Origin of the sequence: Rubellimicrobium mesophilum DSM 19309, assembly GCF_000600335.2 — a bacterium.
Taxonomy (GTDB): domain Bacteria; phylum Pseudomonadota; class Alphaproteobacteria; order Rhodobacterales; family Rhodobacteraceae; genus Rubellimicrobium; species Rubellimicrobium mesophilum.
Window position 1 is genome coordinate 1 of sequence record NZ_KK088637.1, and the last position, 18,195, is coordinate 18,195.

General features: G+C 62.7%; 16 protein-coding genes and 2 pseudogenes. 9 read left to right on the forward strand and 9 right to left on the reverse strand.

The features are described from left to right. Nucleotides 1–106 precede the first annotated feature (106 nt). Together RUMESO_RS28745 and RUMESO_RS25470 are read left to right on the forward strand one after the other, a co-directional pair. Nucleotides 107–214 (forward strand): annotated as a pseudogene (locus RUMESO_RS28745) (Mu transposase domain-containing protein); the annotation flags it as partial. Beyond that, nucleotides 210–359 (forward strand): annotated as a pseudogene (locus RUMESO_RS25470) (IS3 family transposase); the annotation flags it as partial. The pseudogenes RUMESO_RS28745 and RUMESO_RS25470, both read left to right, overlap by 5 nt. Nucleotides 360–397: 38 nt before the next feature. Here the strand turns inward: RUMESO_RS25470 and RUMESO_RS22650 are convergent. Next, nucleotides 398–982 carry a recombinase family protein gene (locus tag RUMESO_RS22650; protein ID WP_037284167.1) on the reverse strand — a complete coding sequence of 195 codons (585 nt, stop codon included), beginning with the start codon at nt 980–982 and terminating at the stop codon, nt 398–400. A gap of 400 nt (nt 983–1,382) precedes the next feature. Here RUMESO_RS22650 and RUMESO_RS22655 point away from each other — a divergent pair, with 400 nt between their 5' ends. Beyond that, nucleotides 1,383–1,718 carry an AAA domain-containing protein gene (locus RUMESO_RS22655; RefSeq protein WP_245639397.1) on the forward strand — a complete coding sequence of 112 codons (336 nt, stop codon included), beginning with the start codon at nt 1,383–1,385 and terminating at the stop codon, nt 1,716–1,718. Between the two features lie 66 nt (nt 1,719–1,784). Here RUMESO_RS22655 and RUMESO_RS22660 read toward each other — a convergent pair whose 3' ends face one another. From RUMESO_RS22660 to RUMESO_RS22685, 6 genes are all read right to left on the reverse strand, one after another. Further along, nucleotides 1,785–2,972: a GIY-YIG nuclease family protein gene (locus RUMESO_RS22660; RefSeq protein ID WP_037284173.1), complete on the reverse strand. Its 1,188-nt coding sequence runs from the start codon at nt 2,970–2,972 to the stop codon at nt 1,785–1,787. Next, nucleotides 2,965–5,025, reverse strand: coding sequence for a DEAD/DEAH box helicase (locus tag RUMESO_RS22665; RefSeq protein ID WP_082484595.1), 2,061 nt, complete (start codon nt 5,023–5,025; stop codon nt 2,965–2,967). Before RUMESO_RS22665 ends, RUMESO_RS22660 begins: the two co-directional genes overlap by 8 nt. Beyond that, entirely contained in the window at nt 5,022–7,784 is a 2,763-nt protein-coding gene (locus RUMESO_RS22670) for a class I SAM-dependent DNA methyltransferase (protein WP_037284179.1), read from the reverse strand. Before RUMESO_RS22670 ends, RUMESO_RS22665 begins: the two co-directional genes overlap by 4 nt. Nucleotides 7,785–7,966: 182 nt before the next feature. Further along, nucleotides 7,967–8,965, reverse strand: a complete 999-nt coding sequence (locus RUMESO_RS22675) for a hypothetical protein (RefSeq protein ID WP_037284183.1) — start codon at nt 8,963–8,965, stop codon at nt 7,967–7,969. A gap of 4 nt (nt 8,966–8,969) precedes the next feature. Then, the gene (locus RUMESO_RS22680; protein ID WP_037284185.1) at nt 8,970–9,296 is read right to left on the reverse strand and encodes a type II toxin-antitoxin system RelE/ParE family toxin; all 327 of its coding nucleotides are present in this window, start codon (nt 9,294–9,296) and stop codon (nt 8,970–8,972) included. Then, nucleotides 9,277–9,528: a type II toxin-antitoxin system ParD family antitoxin gene (locus RUMESO_RS22685; RefSeq protein ID WP_037284188.1), complete on the reverse strand. Its 252-nt coding sequence runs from the start codon at nt 9,526–9,528 to the stop codon at nt 9,277–9,279. The genes RUMESO_RS22680 and RUMESO_RS22685 overlap by 20 nt, the downstream gene beginning before the upstream one ends. Nucleotides 9,529–10,323: 795 nt before the next feature. Between RUMESO_RS22685 and RUMESO_RS22690 the strand changes: the two genes are divergently transcribed. The 4 genes from RUMESO_RS22690 (at nt 10,324) to RUMESO_RS22700 (ending at nt 14,083) form a co-directional block, all read left to right on the forward strand. Continuing rightward, nucleotides 10,324–11,175: a replication initiation protein gene (locus tag RUMESO_RS22690; RefSeq protein ID WP_037284191.1), complete on the forward strand. Its 852-nt coding sequence runs from the start codon at nt 10,324–10,326 to the stop codon at nt 11,173–11,175. 592 nt (nt 11,176–11,767) lie between these two features. After that, entirely contained in the window at nt 11,768–12,409 is a 642-nt protein-coding gene (locus RUMESO_RS22695; RefSeq protein WP_037284194.1) for a ParA family protein, read from the forward strand. Then, nucleotides 12,409–12,648 (forward strand): hypothetical protein, encoded by a 240-nt coding sequence (locus RUMESO_RS25475; protein ID WP_156363067.1) that lies wholly within the window; start codon nt 12,409–12,411, stop codon nt 12,646–12,648. Before RUMESO_RS22695 ends, RUMESO_RS25475 begins: the two co-directional genes overlap by 1 nt. A gap of 196 nt (nt 12,649–12,844) precedes the next feature. Beyond that, on the forward strand, nt 12,845–14,083 hold the full coding sequence (locus RUMESO_RS22700) for a PDDEXK-like family protein (protein WP_037284197.1): 1,239 nt from the start codon (nt 12,845–12,847) through the stop codon (nt 14,081–14,083). A 162-nt stretch (nt 14,084–14,245) separates the two neighbouring features. Here RUMESO_RS22700 and RUMESO_RS22705 read toward each other — a convergent pair whose 3' ends face one another. Beyond that, a complete protein-coding gene (locus RUMESO_RS22705) occupies nt 14,246–14,815 on the reverse strand; it encodes a hypothetical protein (RefSeq protein WP_037284200.1) in 570 nt (189 codons plus the stop codon). Between the two features lie 167 nt (nt 14,816–14,982). Here RUMESO_RS22705 and RUMESO_RS22710 point away from each other — a divergent pair, with 167 nt between their 5' ends. Then, the gene (locus tag RUMESO_RS22710; RefSeq protein WP_211262977.1) at nt 14,983–16,482 is read left to right on the forward strand and encodes a winged helix-turn-helix domain-containing protein; all 1,500 of its coding nucleotides are present in this window, start codon (nt 14,983–14,985) and stop codon (nt 16,480–16,482) included. Nucleotides 16,483–16,499: 17 nt separating this feature from the next. Here RUMESO_RS22710 and RUMESO_RS24720 read toward each other — a convergent pair whose 3' ends face one another. Next, a complete protein-coding gene (locus RUMESO_RS24720) occupies nt 16,500–17,150 on the reverse strand; it encodes a transposase (protein WP_082484605.1) in 651 nt (216 codons plus the stop codon). Nucleotides 17,151–17,206: 56 nt separating this feature from the next. Here RUMESO_RS24720 and RUMESO_RS22720 point away from each other — a divergent pair. Continuing rightward, the coding region (locus RUMESO_RS22720) for an IS256 family transposase (RefSeq protein ID WP_037284440.1) at nt 17,207–18,195 on the forward strand (989 nt) is incomplete at its 3' end.

Sequence of the window (18,195 nt, forward strand, 5' to 3'; positions counted from 1 at the left end):
CCCGGATCGCGCCCCGCCAGAAGCCGGTCCAGAACGTCCTTCTCGATAGCCATGGTTCAGGTCCTTTCTCACCTTCATCATGGCCTCGCGCACAAGATCCCTGACAGTCCCACCAGCGCCGTTCGACGCCTGCGACCAGACCACCGGCCGGGTCAGCTCCCAGGCGCTGGTGCGCTACAAGATCAACGACTACTCGGTGCCGGTCGCCTACGGCCTTCCAGACCCGGGCCGAGGCGCAGAGAGCCCTGGCCCGGTACATCGATGGCTTCTACAATCCTGTCCGGCGCCACTCGGCGCTGGGCTTCGTCAGCCCCGCCCAGTTCGAAAGGCAAGCCGCCCGTCAAACCGCTCTCCACTAAACCGGAGCAAGTCCACAGATCCAGCTGCTCGGGCTCGCTCATGGGCCCGCTCCGCCCATGCTCCGGCTCCGTGCCCCAGGGAAGTAGGCGTAGAACGTAGCCCGACTCACGCCCAACCTCTTGGCTACCTGCGCCACGGGGATGCTCGGGTCCTTGAGGAGCGCCCGCGCCATCGCGAGATCCTCCTCGGCGAGCTTTCTGCGCCGCCCGCCTTTGCGGCCCCGGGCGGCGGCGGCCTTGAGCCCCTCCAGAGTGCGCTCCCGGTTCAGGTCCAGGAAGTACTCGGCGATGGTGCCCAGGAAGTTGAACATGAGCCGGCCCGTGGGTGTCTCAGTGTCCACGGCTTCCGTCAGGGAGCGCAGCTTCACCCCTTGCGCCTGGAGCTTGTGCGCCGTGTCCAGCATCTCGCGCAGGCTCCGCCCCAGCCGGTCCACCTTCCAGACCACGAGCTGGTCCTCGGGGCGGAGGAAGGCGAGCGCCGCCTCGAGGGCCGGGCGCTTGGTCCCAGCGCGCCCGCTCTCCTTCTCCTCGAAGATCCTTTCACATCCTGCCCGGGAGAGAGCGTCCCGCTGCAGGTCCAGGTTCTGGTCGTCGGTCGAGACGCGCGCGTAGCCGATGAGCATGTCAGGATAGTAGCCGGAGAGCGTATATCAGACAACTGATTTCCTGACACGGTTTTCTGACAGGAAAGTGCCTCAAAAGAGGTACCAAGGCGGCCCTCTCCACTTATGTCCAACAAACGAACGTTTGATCGACACCGAATTCCGGGGTCCGAGTAGGACTTTACGGCAGCTGACGACCCCAGTCCGCTGCGTGACATGCGGACGTCGCTCCCCGTCCAAACGGAAACGACACGCAACGTCAGCAATCCGCCGCAGCAGCACTCGCCTATCTGCAACGTAGGCGTAGTGTGGCCCCATTGACGACTGACGTCGCGAGCCGTCTATGAGCCGGACGACCGCCCAAGGGGACAACAGTGAAGAATAATCTGGCATACAGCCGAGACATCTTGGGCTCGATCGGATCCAAGTCGGAACGGTCGACCGCTTCCAGGGCAAGGAAGCGGCCGTCTGCCTCGTCTCCATGACGGCTTCCACGGTCGACGACAGCCCGAGGGGGATGGAGTTCCTCCTTTCCCTGAACCGCCTGAATGTGGCGATCTCACGGGCGAAAGCCCTGGCGCTGGTCTTCGGCTCGCCGCGGCTTCTCGAAGCGCGCTGCACGACAATCGAGCAGATGCGCCTCGCCAATACGCTCTGCGCCCTCTACGAGCATAGCCACGCCATCAGATCGGGCCTGCCGTGGACCGGACATCGCATCCTTGGTGCTCCCTTGGAAGCCGCTGAGCCAACCACGTAAGGCCCCTAGGCAAGTGCTCTCCCGCCCGGAACGGCGCTGAACGGATCTCAACCTTCAGGTCATGCCTTAGCGCAAGACCAAGGAAGCCTTGAGCGGGTCGTAGCTGTAGCCAGTGATGGTCCCGTCCCTGATCTTGTCGACGGCCTCGTCGATCACGAAGAGCGGGACAAGGAACCACTCCTGAGGGACGACCGGCTTTCCGAAGCGGTCCATGATCTCGATGTCCAGACGCGCCGGCTCAAAGACGCGGTGGATCAGGTTCTCTAGCTTGGTCCGGTTGATGTTGAACAGCTCATAGGTTGCCACGACCTCGACGCCGGCCATCAGGAAGGTCGGCTGGAGGTGCGCCCCGGCGATGCGCTGTTCGACGCTCAGGGTCGTCACACCAATCTTGTGAACGAGCTCACGGTTCGCCGACACCAGCGGATGATCGGACTTGCTCCGCAGCACATAGATCGTGCCGCTGGCTTGATCGTCCTCAGCCTGATGATCCGAAAACAGAGGACCCGCCACGGGGTCGGTGATCCGTCGTCCCGCTTCGTCCTTGTTGAGCGCCCGCTGGAGCGAGCGCATGAGCATGTTGCTTTCTGTGCCGTTGTCGAAGATGACCCGCAGCCGCGCGTCCGTGCGGCCATGCTCAGTCGTGGTCATCTCGCCCATTTCGGCGACGTACGCCTTCTGGCCACCCACAATGAACCAGGCGCCTGAACGGATCTCGGCCTTCAGCTCGAAGGGCCGCGACTGCCGGGAGCCGATCTCGAGCTCCTGCTGGACCTGTTGGAAGAGCGGCTTGAATCGGTCGAAGTCCTCGCACCGTTGCCGATGGGCGATCTCCTCCGCTTCCCGCTTCTCGGCGGCCGTCCGGACGTGTCGGAGCTCGGTCAGGTCGGAGGACGCCCCGATGTCCACGCCGAGCTGGGCGAGAAGCTCGTCGTCATCGAGGTCCTCAGGATCGCTTTCCGCGATTGGCTCGCCGCCCGACAGGAGCCCCTGATGGTCGAGAGGCTCGATCAGCACCCGGCAGTCGGCTTGCTCGCGCAGGCGGTCGAGCCGCACGGCATAGAGCCGTTCGAAGATGTCACGGTCTTCCCCGTGTTGCGGGGCTCGGCCATGCTCCTCGACGAAGCGCTGGATCTCCTCGAAGCCGGCAATGATGCGCTCTTCGCGCGGCGTTCGGCTCGACTCCCGCCTCGTCTCTATCTCGACGCCAAGCTCCCCAAGGAGGGCGTCGTCCTCGTCGGTGAACTTAGCCATGTGCCGCTGCCGCCTCCGCCTTCATCCGGGCGAGGAACGCTACACCCTCGGCCATGCGCTTCTCCCAGGCGTCCGCAGACGTGATCAAAGGCAAGCGGCCGCGTTCCTGCTTGAACTTCAGAGCCCGCTTGGCAAGATCGCGCGCCTCCTCGGGCGTGAGCTTCACGTTCTTGGCGGTGATGATGGCCTGCACCTGCTTCAGGCTTTCCTCGCTCATGGTCTTGGCCAAGATGGCGTAGGCCTCGCCGAACGGGTTGATCCGGTCGATAAGGTCGATATCGAGCTCACGCACGTCCATGGCGAACTGGCGGACACCCTGGATGAAGGCCGTGTTCAGGCCCTTCTCGCCCTCTCCTCCGCCCGAGGCGACCTCCTTGGCCTTCTGGGTCAGGTTGAGAGCGGCCACGGCGTGCTGCCGGACGGCTTCCTGATCCTCTTCCGCGAGATCAGGATAGCGGTCCTTGATGATCTTGCCCATGCGCACCTGGGTCAGCTCCTCGGGCACGAGCTCAGGGTCGAAGAGACCCCGTTCGACTGTGGTCTTGTCCTGCACGAAGGCGGCGATTACTTCGTTCAGGTCTTGCTGGCAGATGCGGCCGGCCTCTTCGCTTTTGGGTTCCTTGAGACCCTTGATCTCGATCTGGAACTTGCCGGTTTCCTCGTTGAAGCCGACATTGCATTTCTTGGGATCGTAGCCGCCCTCACCATAGTCAAAGCCCGGCGTCGGCCCGCTGCTCGTGCTCTTCGGCTTGAACTCGAACCGAGGCGCCAAGACCTGCTCCATCAAGAGGCTCGCCGCGATGGCCTTCAACGTGTCGTTCACGGCCTCGGTGACGGCCTGCTCGGAGGCGTCCGGTTCGGCGATGAGGTTGGTGAAGCGCGCGCGGGTCTTGCCAGGCGCGTCGCGGGTGGCCCGGCCGATGATCTGCACGATCTCCGTGAGGCTCGAGCGGTAGCCCACCGTCAGCGCGTGCTCGCACCAGATCCAGTCGAAACCCTCCTTCGCCATGCCAAGCGCGATGATGATGTCAACGTGGTCGCGGTTGTTCTTCTGGGCGGGGTCCTTCAGCGCGGCGGACACGCGGTCCCGCTTGGCGGGATCGTCGTCGACCAAGTCGGCGATGCGCAGGACGCGTCCCTCGGGGGTCTTCACTAGCTGGAAGCCGGTGGCGGGATCGATGCCCTGCCAGTCCCCCAGCTCCTCGATGATGTGCTCGACCTCCCGGATCTTGTCCTTCGTGCTTTCACGCGAGTTGACGTTCGGGATGTGCAGGATCGTCTTCTCGCGGGGGTCCAGCACCTTCAGGATGTCGTCGGAGTAAGGGCCCGAGTAGAAGAAGTAGCCGATGTCGAGCTTCTTCAGGTGCTCATAACCGTTAAGCTGCTCGTAGTAGGTGTAGGTGACGGTCTGGAACTTCGCCTCGTCCTGGGGCGCCAGCACGGCCGCCGCATCCCCCCGGAAGTAAGAGCCGGTCATCGCCACGATGTGCGCCCGGTCGCGGGCCATGAACTCGCCCAGGTGTGAGCCGAGCTTGTTGTCGGGGTTGGCCGAGACGTGGTGGAACTCGTCTACGGCGATCAGCCGTTCATCGAAGGCCTCGACCCCGAACCGCTCCACGGCGAAGCGGAAGGTTGCATGAGTGCAGACCAGCACCTTGTCCTCGCTCTGGAGGAAGGCGCCGACCGAGTTCACCTTGCCGCCGTCCTCTCCAGGCGCGTTGCAGAGGTTCCACTTCGGTTGAACGGTCCAGTCCGCCCAGAAGCCATACTTGGTGAGCGGCTCGTCGTTGAAGCTCGCGCCGATCGACTTCTCGGGCACCACGATGATCGCCTGCTTGAGGCCCTGGTTCTGCAGCTTGTCGAGCGCGATGAACATGAGCGCGCGACTCTTGCCCGAGGCAGGAGGCGACTTGATCAGCAGGTATTGCTCACCGCGCTTCTCATAAGCCCGCTCCTGCATGGGCCGCATGCCGAACTCGTTGGCCTTGGCCGAGCTGCCGTTGCCGGCGTAGGAAACCGAGACAGAGGGGACCATCTTCACTTCACTCGTCACGCGCTTGCCTCCGCCTTGCGTTTCTTGGGCGTGCCCTGCCCAGTCGTCATCTTGGTGTAGAGCTCGAACAGCTTCTCTAGCCGCTCGGTGTCATTCTTGAACGTCCGGCCGATGTAGATGCGCTCCAGCACCTCGTCGTTGCGCTCATGCGCTTCGTGTAGGTTGGCGGGCATTCCCTCAGGGTCGTAGAGATCAGCGATGGTAGCTGGGAAATGTGCCTCGCGCGCCGAGAGGATGTCTTCAGCGCAGCACTTCAGGCTCAGCTTCTGTCCAGTTGTTAGCGCTGGCAGCGGGAACGAATTATAAGTGATTTGAGATGAGTATCTCACACCCGACCCAAGCCCACCCGAGATGGCTTCAGACCAGACCCGATGTAATGTCGAGGACAAGACTGACAGTACCCAGATCTCTTCGGTGTAGGCGACGAAAGCGAGATCCGTTGTAACGGTTTCCTCGCCCACATAAATCGGAGTTATGTAGGGAATGCCGTCCATGGTGTTCTTAGGAACCACTATAGATCTCTGGTTCAGATGGCATTTCTGAGCAAACTTGTACGGCCAGCGAGCATAGCCTTGTGTGGTCTTGGCTTTCGAACTTTCACGGAAGGTACGGACATGTTGAATCCGGTCTCGGACAATGGGAATCTGCATGGCTTCCTCATAGTCTGAGTCCTCGATCCAAAGACACCATCGGCGAGATCCCTGCCTAACCTCAGTGGTACCTATCAATGGACGAATGATCCTCGATGCTTGCGGGTAGGCCGAAAGAAGAGAGCGTTTCTCGTCTTCATCCATGATGAGGCCGCCGTCATCTCGGGCCATATTGCCAGAGACAAGCTTCGGAAGATCCGAAGCTAAAGGCCAATCGGATTTCTTGATGAACTCTTCAGCTCCGGGTATCAAATAGGGAGAGATTTGTAATACTTCTCTCTTAGTATCTTCAGAGAAGATCGCTCGTTGGCGCCCGCGCCGTCGAGTGACGCCAATGATGACGCACCAAACCCCGGCATTGTCTGATGCATTATTTGCCCATTTGAATTGAGTATGGCAAAAGAAGATACTGTCACCGGCCTCATATAGGCGTGACCACAGATGCTGCACTTGTTCTCCACGTGCAATAGAGTTTGTTGACACGAAAGCGAAATCAGAAGGGCAAACGTTCGAGTATTCTGAAGCTTTGATATACCAGGCCACAACGTAGTCACAGTCTTTATATTCGTGGCCACCTTTGAAGACCCTTTCCATGTCCTCTTTCTGAGATTTGGTTTGCTTCCTGGCTCCCTTGAATGGAGGATTTCCGCAGATGAATGTCTCCCCGCCCTCGTTCTCAAAGTCGATCTGCGCCTGATCGAGCGGCGTGTGGAACAGGTCCTCGGCATGGTGCTTCACCGCCGTTCCAGTCGGCGGGCAGATGCTCAGCCAATCGAGCCTGAGCGCATTGCCACAGGTGATCCAGTTTTGAGCATCCAGCGGCAGGAACTCGGCCAGAGCCTCCTTCTGCCCGCGGTAGAGGACGTCGCACTGATACTCGGCGATGATGAGCGCGAGGCGCGCGATCTCGGCCGGGAAGTCGCGCAACTCTATGCCACGAAAGTTCGTCAGCGGGATCTCGGTCCGCCGGTCGGTCTCTCCACGCCGCCGGTTGATCTCGGCCTCGAGGGCTCGCATCTGCTTGTAGGCGATGACGAGGAAGTTGCCCGACCCGCAGGCCGGGTCGAAGACCCGGATCCGCGCCATGCGGTTGCGCAGGTTGAGGAGCTTGCGGGAGTTGTCGCCCGCCTCCTCCAGCTTCTCGCGCAGGTCGTCGAGGAAGAGCGGGTTCAGCACCTTCAGGATGTTGGGCACGCTGGTGTAGTGCATGCCGAGCGCGCCGCGCTCCTCGTCGTCGGCCACCGCCTGGATCATCGAGCCGAAGATGTCCGGGTTGATCTTCTTCCAATCGAGATTGGCGATGTGGAGGAGGTAGGACCGCGCAATCTTGCTGAAGCGCGGCACCTCCGTGCTGCCCGAGAACAGCCCACCATTCACGTAGGGAAAGTCGTTGACCCAGCGAGGCAGGTTGGCGGTCGAGCGATGCTCGATCTTGGTGTTCATGGCGCGGAAGATCTCGCCGATCACCTCGTGTGTGTTGGACGAGTCCTTGGCGCTGAACGTCTCGATCGTCTGGGTGAACAGGTTGGTCCCGCTGAAGATGTCGGTGTCTTCGGCGAAGAAGGAGAAGATCAGCCGAGCCATGAAGTGGTTCATGTCCGGGCGGCGCGCGGCCGTGCCCCAGGCGGGATTATCTTTAAGAAGCTCAATATAGAGACGGTTAAGCCGGCCGGTCGCCTTAATGTCGAAGGCGTTCTCCCGGATCTGCCGGACGGTCGTAATGCCCGCGAGCGGCAAGAAGAAACCGAAGTGGTCGGGGAAGTCCCGATAGGCACAGGCCACTGTCTCGCCGCTTGCCAAGTCCTCGGCCTCAAGGTCCTGCCCGTCGGTGGCCAGGACAAACTTGGCCTTGGCGCGCGACGTTGCCGGGCTGGCCTTCAGCGCACCCAGAGTGCTCGTCACCTCGCCGGGCGCGCAGACTGCGATGTGGATGTTGTTGGTCTGGAGGACGCCTTTCAGGTCGGACTTGTTCGAGGTGCCACTACGGAGCTTCTTGAGGGTGGTTTCCTTGTTCCCGAAAGCCTCAAGGAAGGCGAAAGGGAATTCGTCCGGGTCGAACGGGCGCTCGGCGAGCGCGGAGACGGCTTCTTCGATTTCAACAGCGTTCATACCCTGACCCGCACCTTTGTCCCCTGGCGCCATGCGCCACCACAGCATCTTGCCGATAGTATGGCGGCAGCTTCAACATGGCATCCGCCCCATGCTCCCGATTGCGGTGCCCCCTGCCCTTCTGATCGGGCTCGCGCGGCCTTGCCGAGGTGATCAGGCTGGCCGATTGGCCTGCGGGTTTGTCAGAACGGGATGTCATCGGAGAAGGAGGGCTCGGGAGGGAGCAGCGCCTTCGGCAGCGGAAGATTGGTGACGATATAGAGGCTGAGGATGTCCTCGCGGTCCATGAACATGACCTGACTGCGCCGGCTCGCATCGAGCTTCTGACCGAGCCAGTTGCGGGCCGCCTTGGTGATCTCGCCGCCGGCGACAATGAACGCATGATCCACGAGGACTTTGCGGTTCGTCTCCGGATCGAAGATCTCGTGACCCAGCATCATCAGCGCCTGGTTGGGGATTTCGGCGACGTTGCTGTTGCCCGATTGGGACACACCCGCGGCATCAAGCTTCCCCTTCTTCACCTGCGCGCCGAAGTAGAGGACGTGCTGCGTTGGCAGGACGTACCGCATCCAGATGTCCTTGCCGTATTCGAGCTGCTTGTCCCGGTGGCCTGCGGCGGTGATCCGATGAAACCCGAGTTGCCGGAGAAGAGGCAGCAGGACCTCCTCGATGAGCTCGTCCTCGCTGATCCGGTCAAGGTGGGCGGCGAGTTGGTCCCGCCGCTGGAGCTCCTGGGCTGAAAACGGGCGGTGGGGGTTCGGCGTGGGACGCGCCACGGTGGCTGTCTTGATGTGGCGCAGGTAGCAGCGCTTGTCCTCGGCATAGAACGCCTCAAACCCCTCGCGCTGGAGAGCCGCATTCAGCAGGGCGAGTGCGCCTGGCCGACCAGGTCCCTCGTTCAGGGCGTCTCCCTGGTCCATCAGGGTGGCGATGATCCTCTGGAAGGCTGCCGGTGGGGTGAAGGCATCGTCCTGTGGCCCATCGAGCACCTTCTCGAGCACATCGCAGACCCACCACTTCCGGGTCGATCCGTCGTGGACGAACTCCGTGTCGGCGTCGGTGAAGAACTCGGTCAGGTAGCTACTGCTGCGGTAGGCGAAGAAGCTCGGCCCCTGGTCGGTGTCGAAGTTTCCGCAGATCATATCAGCGATCTGCTCGAGGGTGCGTCGCTTGAACTTCACTCCGTCAGCTCTCCCCTGCCCCGCCATACGGATCCTCAAGCCAATCTTCATGGCCGTGCCTAATGCGGATAACGACGAGGTACGGGGCCTCGACGCGGTAGACGATCAGGTGCGCCCGGTGCCGGTGGATGCGGACCGGCGGGTCGATTTCGGTCCGCTCACGAGCCATAAGGGGATGGGCAAGTAGGAGGTCGAGCGTTCTCCTGATGCCGCCCACATAGGCCTCGGCTTGCGCCGCGGACCAGGTCTCGGCGGTGTAGATCCAGATCGCGGCAAGGTCGGCCTGCGCTGCGAGAGTGAGGCGATACCTCTCAAGCTTTCCTTCGGGCATGCTCCTCCCGCATGCGCTCTTGGAAGGAGTCGAAGTCAAAGTCCTCGGTCGTTCCGCTTTCCAGCCCCTCGGTGACCAGCCGTTGCATGGCGGCGATCTTGGCCGCCCGCTCCTGATCACGCCGGATCAGATCACGCACGTAGTCACTGGCGTTGCTGTAGCGCCCGCCCTTGGTCTGCTGCTCGACCCAGTCCTTCATTGGATCGGGCAGTGACACGTTCATCGTGGCCATGGCAGTACCTCCTGGGACCACCATGCCAAATTTTGCCAATCCTTGCCATAGAGTTCTACATGGTCATGTTGCAGCTCAGCAGAACTTCCGTCGCAACATTGCCCGAAAACTTCATAGTACGGCTTAAGACCCAGGTGCCAGCTTTGCATGCATACATGTTAACCGTTGTAGTGGTGGATCAGCGATCAGGATTGCCGGCATACCTGCTGCACGATTGGCTCCAACCTGCCCGAAGACTTCACACTAGAACCCCGCAGACCTCATAGCTTCCCCCGGATTCCTCATCGAAGGCCCCGGAAACCTCATCGATGTCCCCAGAACCTTCACAGTTGAGACCAGAAAACACCCTGTCGCCAGCTACTTACGCTGACTGAATCTTAGAATCTTAGAACTATGAATAATCTGAAGACGCTAACAGCCAGCAAACCCCCACCCGACTGTGATCCAGTCGATCTACGAAGAATAGCAATTGAAGGGTGAGCTCTTCTATGAAGGGCGTTGCCAATTGGCGGTATACCAGCCAGATCAACCTGTCGAAGAGGCGGTCATCGCATTGGACCCTATAACGGGGCAGCTTCACGCCCAATCCTGCTTACCACTTTGCATGTAAGCTTGTAGGCATGCTTACACGCAAACGCGTAAACACGGATACCGGGCCAGTGTGAAGGCTTCGGGGAAGCCGTAGCTCGCGCGCGCACTGGCCCGCATAAATCTCCAAAGATGAAGTTTTCGGGGAACAATGAGGTTTGTCTTCTTCACTTTTCATAGTACGCCGGTCCGGACATGGAGGACGGCATGGGCGACATCCTGACACTGGAGTTGACCCCCCGGGGTGACGAGGCGATCAAACCTGCCGAGCTGATCCAGGTCCGCGGTCATGAGCCCCTGACCCTGAACGCGAGACGAATGATCACCCTGCTCTGGCACAACGCCCATATGCAGGGCGTAGAGGAAGGACGCCGCTACACTGTCGAGATCGACGCGCTCAAGCCTGCGGGACACAAGGGCTATGAGATGATCGAGGAGGGCATCGAGCAGCTCATGCGGACGCTGCTCGTCGTCCAGCTCCCGAGCGGCAAGACGCGGCGCGTTCAGTTCCTGGGCGGCAACGATCTGGACTCGCCGGACAGGCCAGCCGGCGTCCTGACCTACTCGTTCGATGCCATGCTGATCGAGATCCTCGAGAAGTCTTCAGTGTGGGGTAAGATCGCCCTGCCCGTCCTGATGGCTTTCACGTCCAAGTACGCGATCTCGTTGTATGAAAATGCCTCGCAGTTCGTGAACCTAGCCTACAAGACCTCGACAGAGTTCACGCTGGAAGAATTCCGCTCGATGCTGGGCGTCCCCGAGGACAAATATCCTGCCTTCGGAGAGTTCAACAAGCATGTCCTCAAGCCTGCCGTAGCAGAAGTAAACGCGTTGGCCTCGTTTGGCCTGAGCGTCGCTCCCGTGAAGCAGGGTAAGAAGGTCGTGCGTGTGAAGGTCGGTTGGTATCGCAAGTCCATCGAGGAGCTAAAGGTCGCGTATGCCGAAGTGCAGCGGCCCAAAATCGGCAGGCGGGCAAGGATCTTGGGAACGGTTGAGCATGTCTTGGCCCCTAGCCCATCCGAAGGCCGGCTTCGTCGCCGCTCCCCGAAGGCTTCATAGTTGCGATCACATGCAATCATGTAAGCAGGTTTCCTGCTTGGCGTGAGTCCCCGAAGGCTTCACTTTTAGAAGCTTGGGTCGTCGTTGAGCTGCACCGAGAACTCGATGCCACGGACCGACGGTGCCGATGAGCGCAGGCCGGTCGGCTCGTCCCTTCTCCAGTCGTGGGAGGATCCTGTGGAATCATCTACAGGGCCAAGTCGATCCACCCAGAAGGCAGCGTGAGCCGGGATCCGTCACGCTCCATCGCGTCGAGCCAAGCTTCGTCCGTGCCCGAATACCTCATAGTTCAGGTTAGCCAGGTAAGCAGGAAAGTGGCTTGCCTTTTTAGAGGTTAGCAAGAAAACTGTTTTGCATGAAAGCATGCTGCGATGCGGCCAACGGGAGTCGACCCTGTGTGGACGGCCGCTGCTCGATCCAGTGAGCTACGCACCTGAAGCGAGCACGGATGGGGTCAGTCTGTTGCCGCTTTGCCGCTTTCCATCTTTGCATGCAAAGACTTTAGGTTAGTTCCACTGTATCGGCTTTTCCCGCTATCCGCTTACCCGGTAAGATGGTCTGCATGGTTGGCGGCAAGCCACGGAGGGAATCGATGGCCTACATCATCGGCATGGTTTCGCAGAAGGGGGGCGTCGGGAAGTCGACACTCGCCCGCATGATGGCGCGGGAGTTCGTCGCGGGCGGCATGTCAGCGAAGATCGCTGACCTCGATACCCAGCAGCAGACATGCACATACTGGGCAGGGCGCAGAGCCGAGAGCGGCGTCGCCCCGGAGGTCCAGGTCCAGAGCTTCGCCACTGTGAAATCGGCCATCGAGGACTCGGCACGCTTTGACGCCTATATTCTCGACGGCAAGCCGAACGCCTCCGAGCAGACCTACGAGATCGCTCGGGCGTCCGACTTGGTCGTGATCCCAACAGGCCAAACTGTCGACGACCTCCATCCCGGCGTCGTGCTCGCGCACTCGCTGGTGAAGAAGGGCCTTCCCACTCACCGGATTGCCTTCGCCATGTTCAAGATCACTGGATCGGACAGGGAGAACGCCGCGGCGCGTTCCTACCTCGAACAGGCTGGCTACCCCGTCTTGCCGGGTGATGTGCCGGTTTCAACGGCTTACGGTTCGGCATCCGATATCGGGAAGGCGATAACGGAAACCCCGTTCAAGAGCCTCAACCAGCGGGCGGCGATGCTCGCACAGAACGTGATTGATGCCATGGCCGAGAGGGCTGCGTGATGGTCGACCTAGCCAAGCTGAAAGGGAAGGGGGCTCCACCGCCCGCTGAGGCTGCTCCTGATGTGATCCAGTCGGATCAGCGCGAAGAACCCGTTCAGATGGTCGCTATCCAGTTCCGGGTGCCTCCCTCCGTCTTCGCGGAGTTCTCAGAAGCTGCCGGCAGGGAGTTCGGCTTCACCAAGGGGGCGAAGTCGAACCTGTTTCTGAAGATGTGGGCTGAATACAGGAAAACCCGTTAAGCAGTTAGCATGCAAGCCGGTTATCGGGTTTCGTCGGAACATGTGCAAACAGGGCAGGGGTCCTAGAAGAGCTAAGCCGGTCCAGAGTCATCTGGACGCCTTGCGGTCGCCGGTCGGCCCGGTGCTTGGGCAGGCCGGCCTTGGTTTCGCCCCACTTCGTCGCTAGCGCCTGCCGCATCGCTTCATGGATGCGGCCTTGAACATCGACACGCTCCTCGACACCGTCCATGCGCGGCTCGAGGCGTTCCGCGCCGCGCGCGAGCTTTACGGCGAGCGGCTGGCGCCCGGGTTCAGCCCGTTCCAGTTCATCCCGCTGGGCGAGCGGGACCTGTCGGAGCTGCTGGCTTGGCTTCTGGACCCGCGGGGAAGCCACGGGCAGGGCGGGCGCTTCCTTGGGGCGTTCCTGGCGCGGCTGGGGCGCGGCTGGGCGGATCTGCCGACGGAGGGGGCGCAGGTGCGAACAGAGGCGCCGACCGACCGGAACGAAAGGACCAGACGGTCCATCGACATCCTCGTGCAGGGACGGGACTGGACACTGGGCATCGAGAACAAGCTTCGGGATGCCGCCGACCAGCCGCGGCAGGTCGCGGATTACCTCGGGCATTTGGATGCACTTGCCGGTCCGCCGCGAGGGCTCCTCTACCTGACCCGTCGAGGCGGCCTGCCGTCTGAGAGGAGCATCGACGCGGCCGAGCGGGAGCGGCGCATAGCGGCCGGCGAGCTGCATCTGTGGTCCGCCCTGGACCTGCTGCCCTGGCTGGAGGCCTGCCGGGTGCTTTGCCGCGCGGACCGGGTCGCGACTTTCATCGACGAGTTCTTCCGCACCATCCAACGCGAGTTCGAGGGGGTCCGCGACATGGCCGAACAGGGCGAGATCATCAAGGCGGCCACGGTTTCGCCCGAGCGGGTCGAGGCGGCGATGGAACTGCTGCTGGCAGGACCCGCGCTTCGAACGGCGCTGCTGGGGCGGCTGGAGACGGACGTGGAGACCAAGGCCAGGGCGGAAGGGTGGACGGTGGTGCGCTCGACGCTCCAGAGCAAGGATAACCCTGGGGTGGAGATCGACTTCGGCGCGGCCGACCATGTCTTCTCCTTCGAGTTCCCCACTGAGACGGGCCGGCTGGACAGCTTCGACTGGGGGCTCAGGCTTAGGGTCTTGGGCCATCCCGTGGCACCGGCGCTGAAGCCGGCCTTGGACCGGGCGTTCGGCGAGGGCGGCATGACGCCCTGGTGGCCCTGGTTCAAGAGCGCGACCGCCTCGGACGCCGCGCTGCGGGTGGACGAGGATTGGGAGGTCAGCTCGCGGCCCTGGGTAATGGTCGCCAGCGGGGAGATGGGCACCCTGCTGATCGCGGCGGCCCAGGAGGTCCGGGCCGTCCTGAAGGCGAACACGCCGACGCCCTTGGACCCGGATAGTGGGGGCGAAGAGGGCTGAGAGGTAGCACCGCGCGCGGTCGGTGGGGCAGAGGGAATTTTTAGAGGGTGTGTGGGAAGTCCTCTGTCTAATCCGTTGCCGTCAGACTGGACCCGGTTTCCGGGTCAGGATCGAGTCCTGACCCTGGTCACTGATTTGCCCTCGATGTGGGTCAGCGCCCGCTCAGTTGTGGGCGTGAGTATATGCGCTGTTGATCCATGAAAAATCGGCATCGTTGCAGGCCCCGTACAACGTCATGAGGAACCCGTACTCAGGCTTCGACGCAAGATCGACCCCTTGCTCGGTTTGCCAGACGGCCTGTAGTTCGTAGGCTTCTGCTTCCAAACAGGCGCGATGGGAGGCGAACATATCATCCTTGTCGTTGATCGCCTGGAGAAAGTGGACCAGCTCGTGGAACAGGCCAGGCCCTGCGACTGTGGACACATCGGCCAAGAAGATCTGGTTCGCGGAACGGTCGTAAAAGGCAGCGACAAGGGCCGGGGAGCGGCCATCTCCCGTCGCGGAGACCTCAGCTTCCGATGACCGAAACAGCAACTGCAGTTCATGTTCGGACAGGACCGTCACATGGGGCAGATCCTGGCCGGCATACTCAAGCGCAGAGTTTTGGGTAATGAACTCGATATACTCAATGATCGTCGACATTTGTTGCGTTTCGGCACCTTCGGCCAGCGCGTGACGTCCGGCGACGAGCGCCATTGCGACGGTGACACCGGAGAAAGATGTGCGTTTCATGTTCGCACCTCGTGCAGTCATCCCGCGAAGAGGTTAGCGGCGCGCACGGCCGCAGGTGGCGAACGGCTTCCGATCGTTCGACGATATGTCGGCGAACGTGCTCCGGTTCATGCTAGACTTCGAGCTGGAGATCGGTTCAGTCGTGACGCTTCGGGATGGACTCGTCGTTGCCCTGCAAAGTGGTCATCAAGGGCGTCGAGGTGGATCTCGAAAACCATCTGCTTCGCCGGCCGGACGGTGGCACTACACTGCTTCGGCCACAGTCGTTCGCCACGCTTCGCTATCTGGTCGCCAACGCCAACCGCCTGGTGAGCAAGGCCGAGTTGAACGAGGCGGTCTGGTTCGGGGTGGCGGTGACCGACGACAGCTTGGTGCAGTGCATCCATGCCATCCGCCAGGCGTTCGGCGACGAAGACCGCAGCCTGCTGCAGACGGTGTCGCGGCGCGGCTACCGGCTTAACCTGCCGGACGATCGCGCGACAGCGCCGGGCGGCTCCTCGATCGCAGTGCTGCCGTTCGCGGCCGGGGACGAGGTCGAGAGCTACTTCGTCGACGGGATGACCGAGGAGGTGATCACCGGGCTCTCGCGGCTGCCGGGGCTGTTCGTCATCGCCCGCAACTCGTCGTTCGCCTATCGTGGCCAGCCGATGGACGTGCGGCGGATCGCGGCGGAGCTTGGAGTGCGGTACCTGCTCGACGGCAGCGTGCGACGGGCGGGCCCGCGGTTGCGCATCAACGCCCATCTGATCGACGGCGCGACCGCAGCGGAGATCTGGGCCGGCCGGTTCGAGGGGACGTCCGAGGACGTTTTCGAGCTGCAGGACGAGTTGACCGAGCAGATCGTCGGGGTGCTCGAGCCGTCGCTCCGCCGGGCGGAGATCGCCCGGGCGGAGCGCAAGGCGCCTGGCCGGCTCGACGCCTACGATCTCTACTTGCGGGCGGTGCCGCAGGTGCTGACGAACAAGGCCGGCGGCACCGACGAGGCGCTGCGCCTGCTGGGGGCTGCACTTGAGCTCGATCCCGGGCTGCTGCCGGCCCACGGCTACGCCGCCTGGCTTCACGAGCAGCGGTATTTCCGCGGCGGGCTCAACCCGGCGGACCGCGCCGCGGCGCTGGCGCACGCCGACGTGGTGCTCGGGGTCAACGCCGGAGATCCCCAGGCGATGAGCATCGGGGCCTTTGTTCGCGCCATGCTGACCGCGGACTACGACGCGGCGCTGATCGTGTTCGACCGGGCGCTGGCGATCAACGCCAACTCGGCGCTCGCCTACGGGTTCAGCGCCATGGTGGCGGCGCACAGCGAGCGTGACGAGCGGGCGATCGCGCATGCGCGGAAGGCGCTGCGGCTAAGCCCGCTCGACGACCCGCTCAGGTATCATCCGTTCAGCGCACTGGCGGTGGCCGGGCTCTTTGCCGGGCGCTTCGAGGAGGCGGCGACCTACGCGCGGCTGACGATTCAGGCCAACCCGGCATTCAGCGTGCCTTATGCCTACCTGGCCGTGGCTCATGTCAACCTCGGCGAGCCCGACGCCGCGGCGGTGGCGATGCGCCGGCTCCTCGATATGGAGCCGACGTTCACCGTCGAAGGGTTCGCGCGGACGGATCGCTACCCGCCGGCGCAGTTGGATCGGCTGGTGGCAGCGCTGGCGCAAGTGAAGGCGGCATAGTCAGAGGGTATGGGAAGTTAGCTCGGGGCGAGGCGCTTCAGCATGAGGGCGCAAGCCGCGATGGTGATGAGCGCCTCGGAGCTTTGGACGCGGAACTCGTAGTCTTTGGACAGGCGGCGGTGGCGGCCGAGCCAGGCGAAGGTGCGCTCCACAATCCAGTTGGGTCCTACAATTTCGAAGCCTGGTCGAGGGCGCTTGATGATGCGCAACTCCCAGCTGGCAGACTCCGAAAGGTGCTGGGCCAAGGTTCCACTTTCGTAGCCGGCATCCGCGATGACGGTGCGGATTCGCGGCCAGAGCGGCGCCAGTCCAGCCGTGAGGAACCGTGCTGCTCGTCGGTCGGACATGCCCGCCGGCTCCACGCGGCACGCCACAAGGAAGCCGTTCGCGTCGACTAGGATCTGGCGCTTGCGCCCTTTCACCCGCTTGTGGCCATCAAAGCCGCGAATGCCCCCTTTTCCGTGGTCTTCACCGACTGGCTGTCCATGATCACGATGGCGGGCTCGGGGTTCTGGCCCTTTGCTGCACGCGTCGCACGATGCAGGGCGCGATGGACCCGCGCCCAGACACCCTGGAGGCGCCAGCGCCGGAAGTACCACCACACCGTGCCCCAGGGCGGGTAGCGTCCACGGAGGTGGTGGACTTTCCGGTGTAGGCGGGGTGGCCATCGGGATGTGCGGCTAAGGTGGAGTTGTCCGACTTCACCCTGAGCCACGAGGACCCGATGACCGACGACAGGATGGCGCTGATGGAGGCGCTGCAAAAGGCCGATGATGGCAACTTTCTCCGCTCCCTCGCCGAGACGGTTCTCCAGATCCTCATGGAGGCCGACGTGGAGGGACTGATCGGAGCAGGACGATACGAGCGCAGTGGCGAGCGTTCGACTTGGCGCAACGGCTATCGCGACCGCTCGCTCGACACCCGTCTCGGGCCGCTCAACCTGCGCATCCCCAAGCTCAGGACGGGGAGCTACTTCCCGCCCTTTCTGGAGGCGCGGAAGACCACCGAGAAGGCGCTGGTCTCGGTGATCCAGGAGGCGTGGGTCGCCGGGGTCTCCACGCGCAAGGTCGACGACCTGGTGCAGGCCATGGGCCTGAGCGGGATCAGCAAGAGCCAAGTCTCGAAGCTGTGCAAAGAGATCGACGAGCGGGTGGGCGCCTTCCTCAAGCGCCCGCTCGAAGGCGAATGGCCCTATCTCTGGCTCGATGCCACCTACCTCAAGGTCCGCGAGGGTGGCCGCATCGTCAGTGTGGCGGCCATAATCGCCGTGGCCGCCAACCGGGACGGCCGGCGCGAGATCGTGGGCCTGCACATCGGTCCTTCCGAAGCGGAGACCTTCTGGGCCACGTTCCTGAAGGACCTCGTCCGGCGAGGCCTCAGGGGCGTGAGGCTGGTCATCTCGGACGCCCACGAGGGCCTCAAGGCCGCCATCCAGCGGGTGATCGGCGCCACTTGGCAGAGGTGTCGCGTCCACTTCATGAGGAATGCGCTCGCGCACGTGTCCAAGGGCCAGCACACGGTCGTGGCCGCTGCGATCCGGCAGGCCTTTCTCCAGCCCGACCACAAGGCCGCATCAGAGACCTGGAGGCACGTGGCCGACCAGCTCCGGGTCCGCTGGCCCAAGCTCGGTGCCCTCATGGACCAGGCTGAAGCGGACGTGCTGGCCTACATGACCTTCCCCAGCCAGCACCGGGTGAAGCTGCACAGCACCAA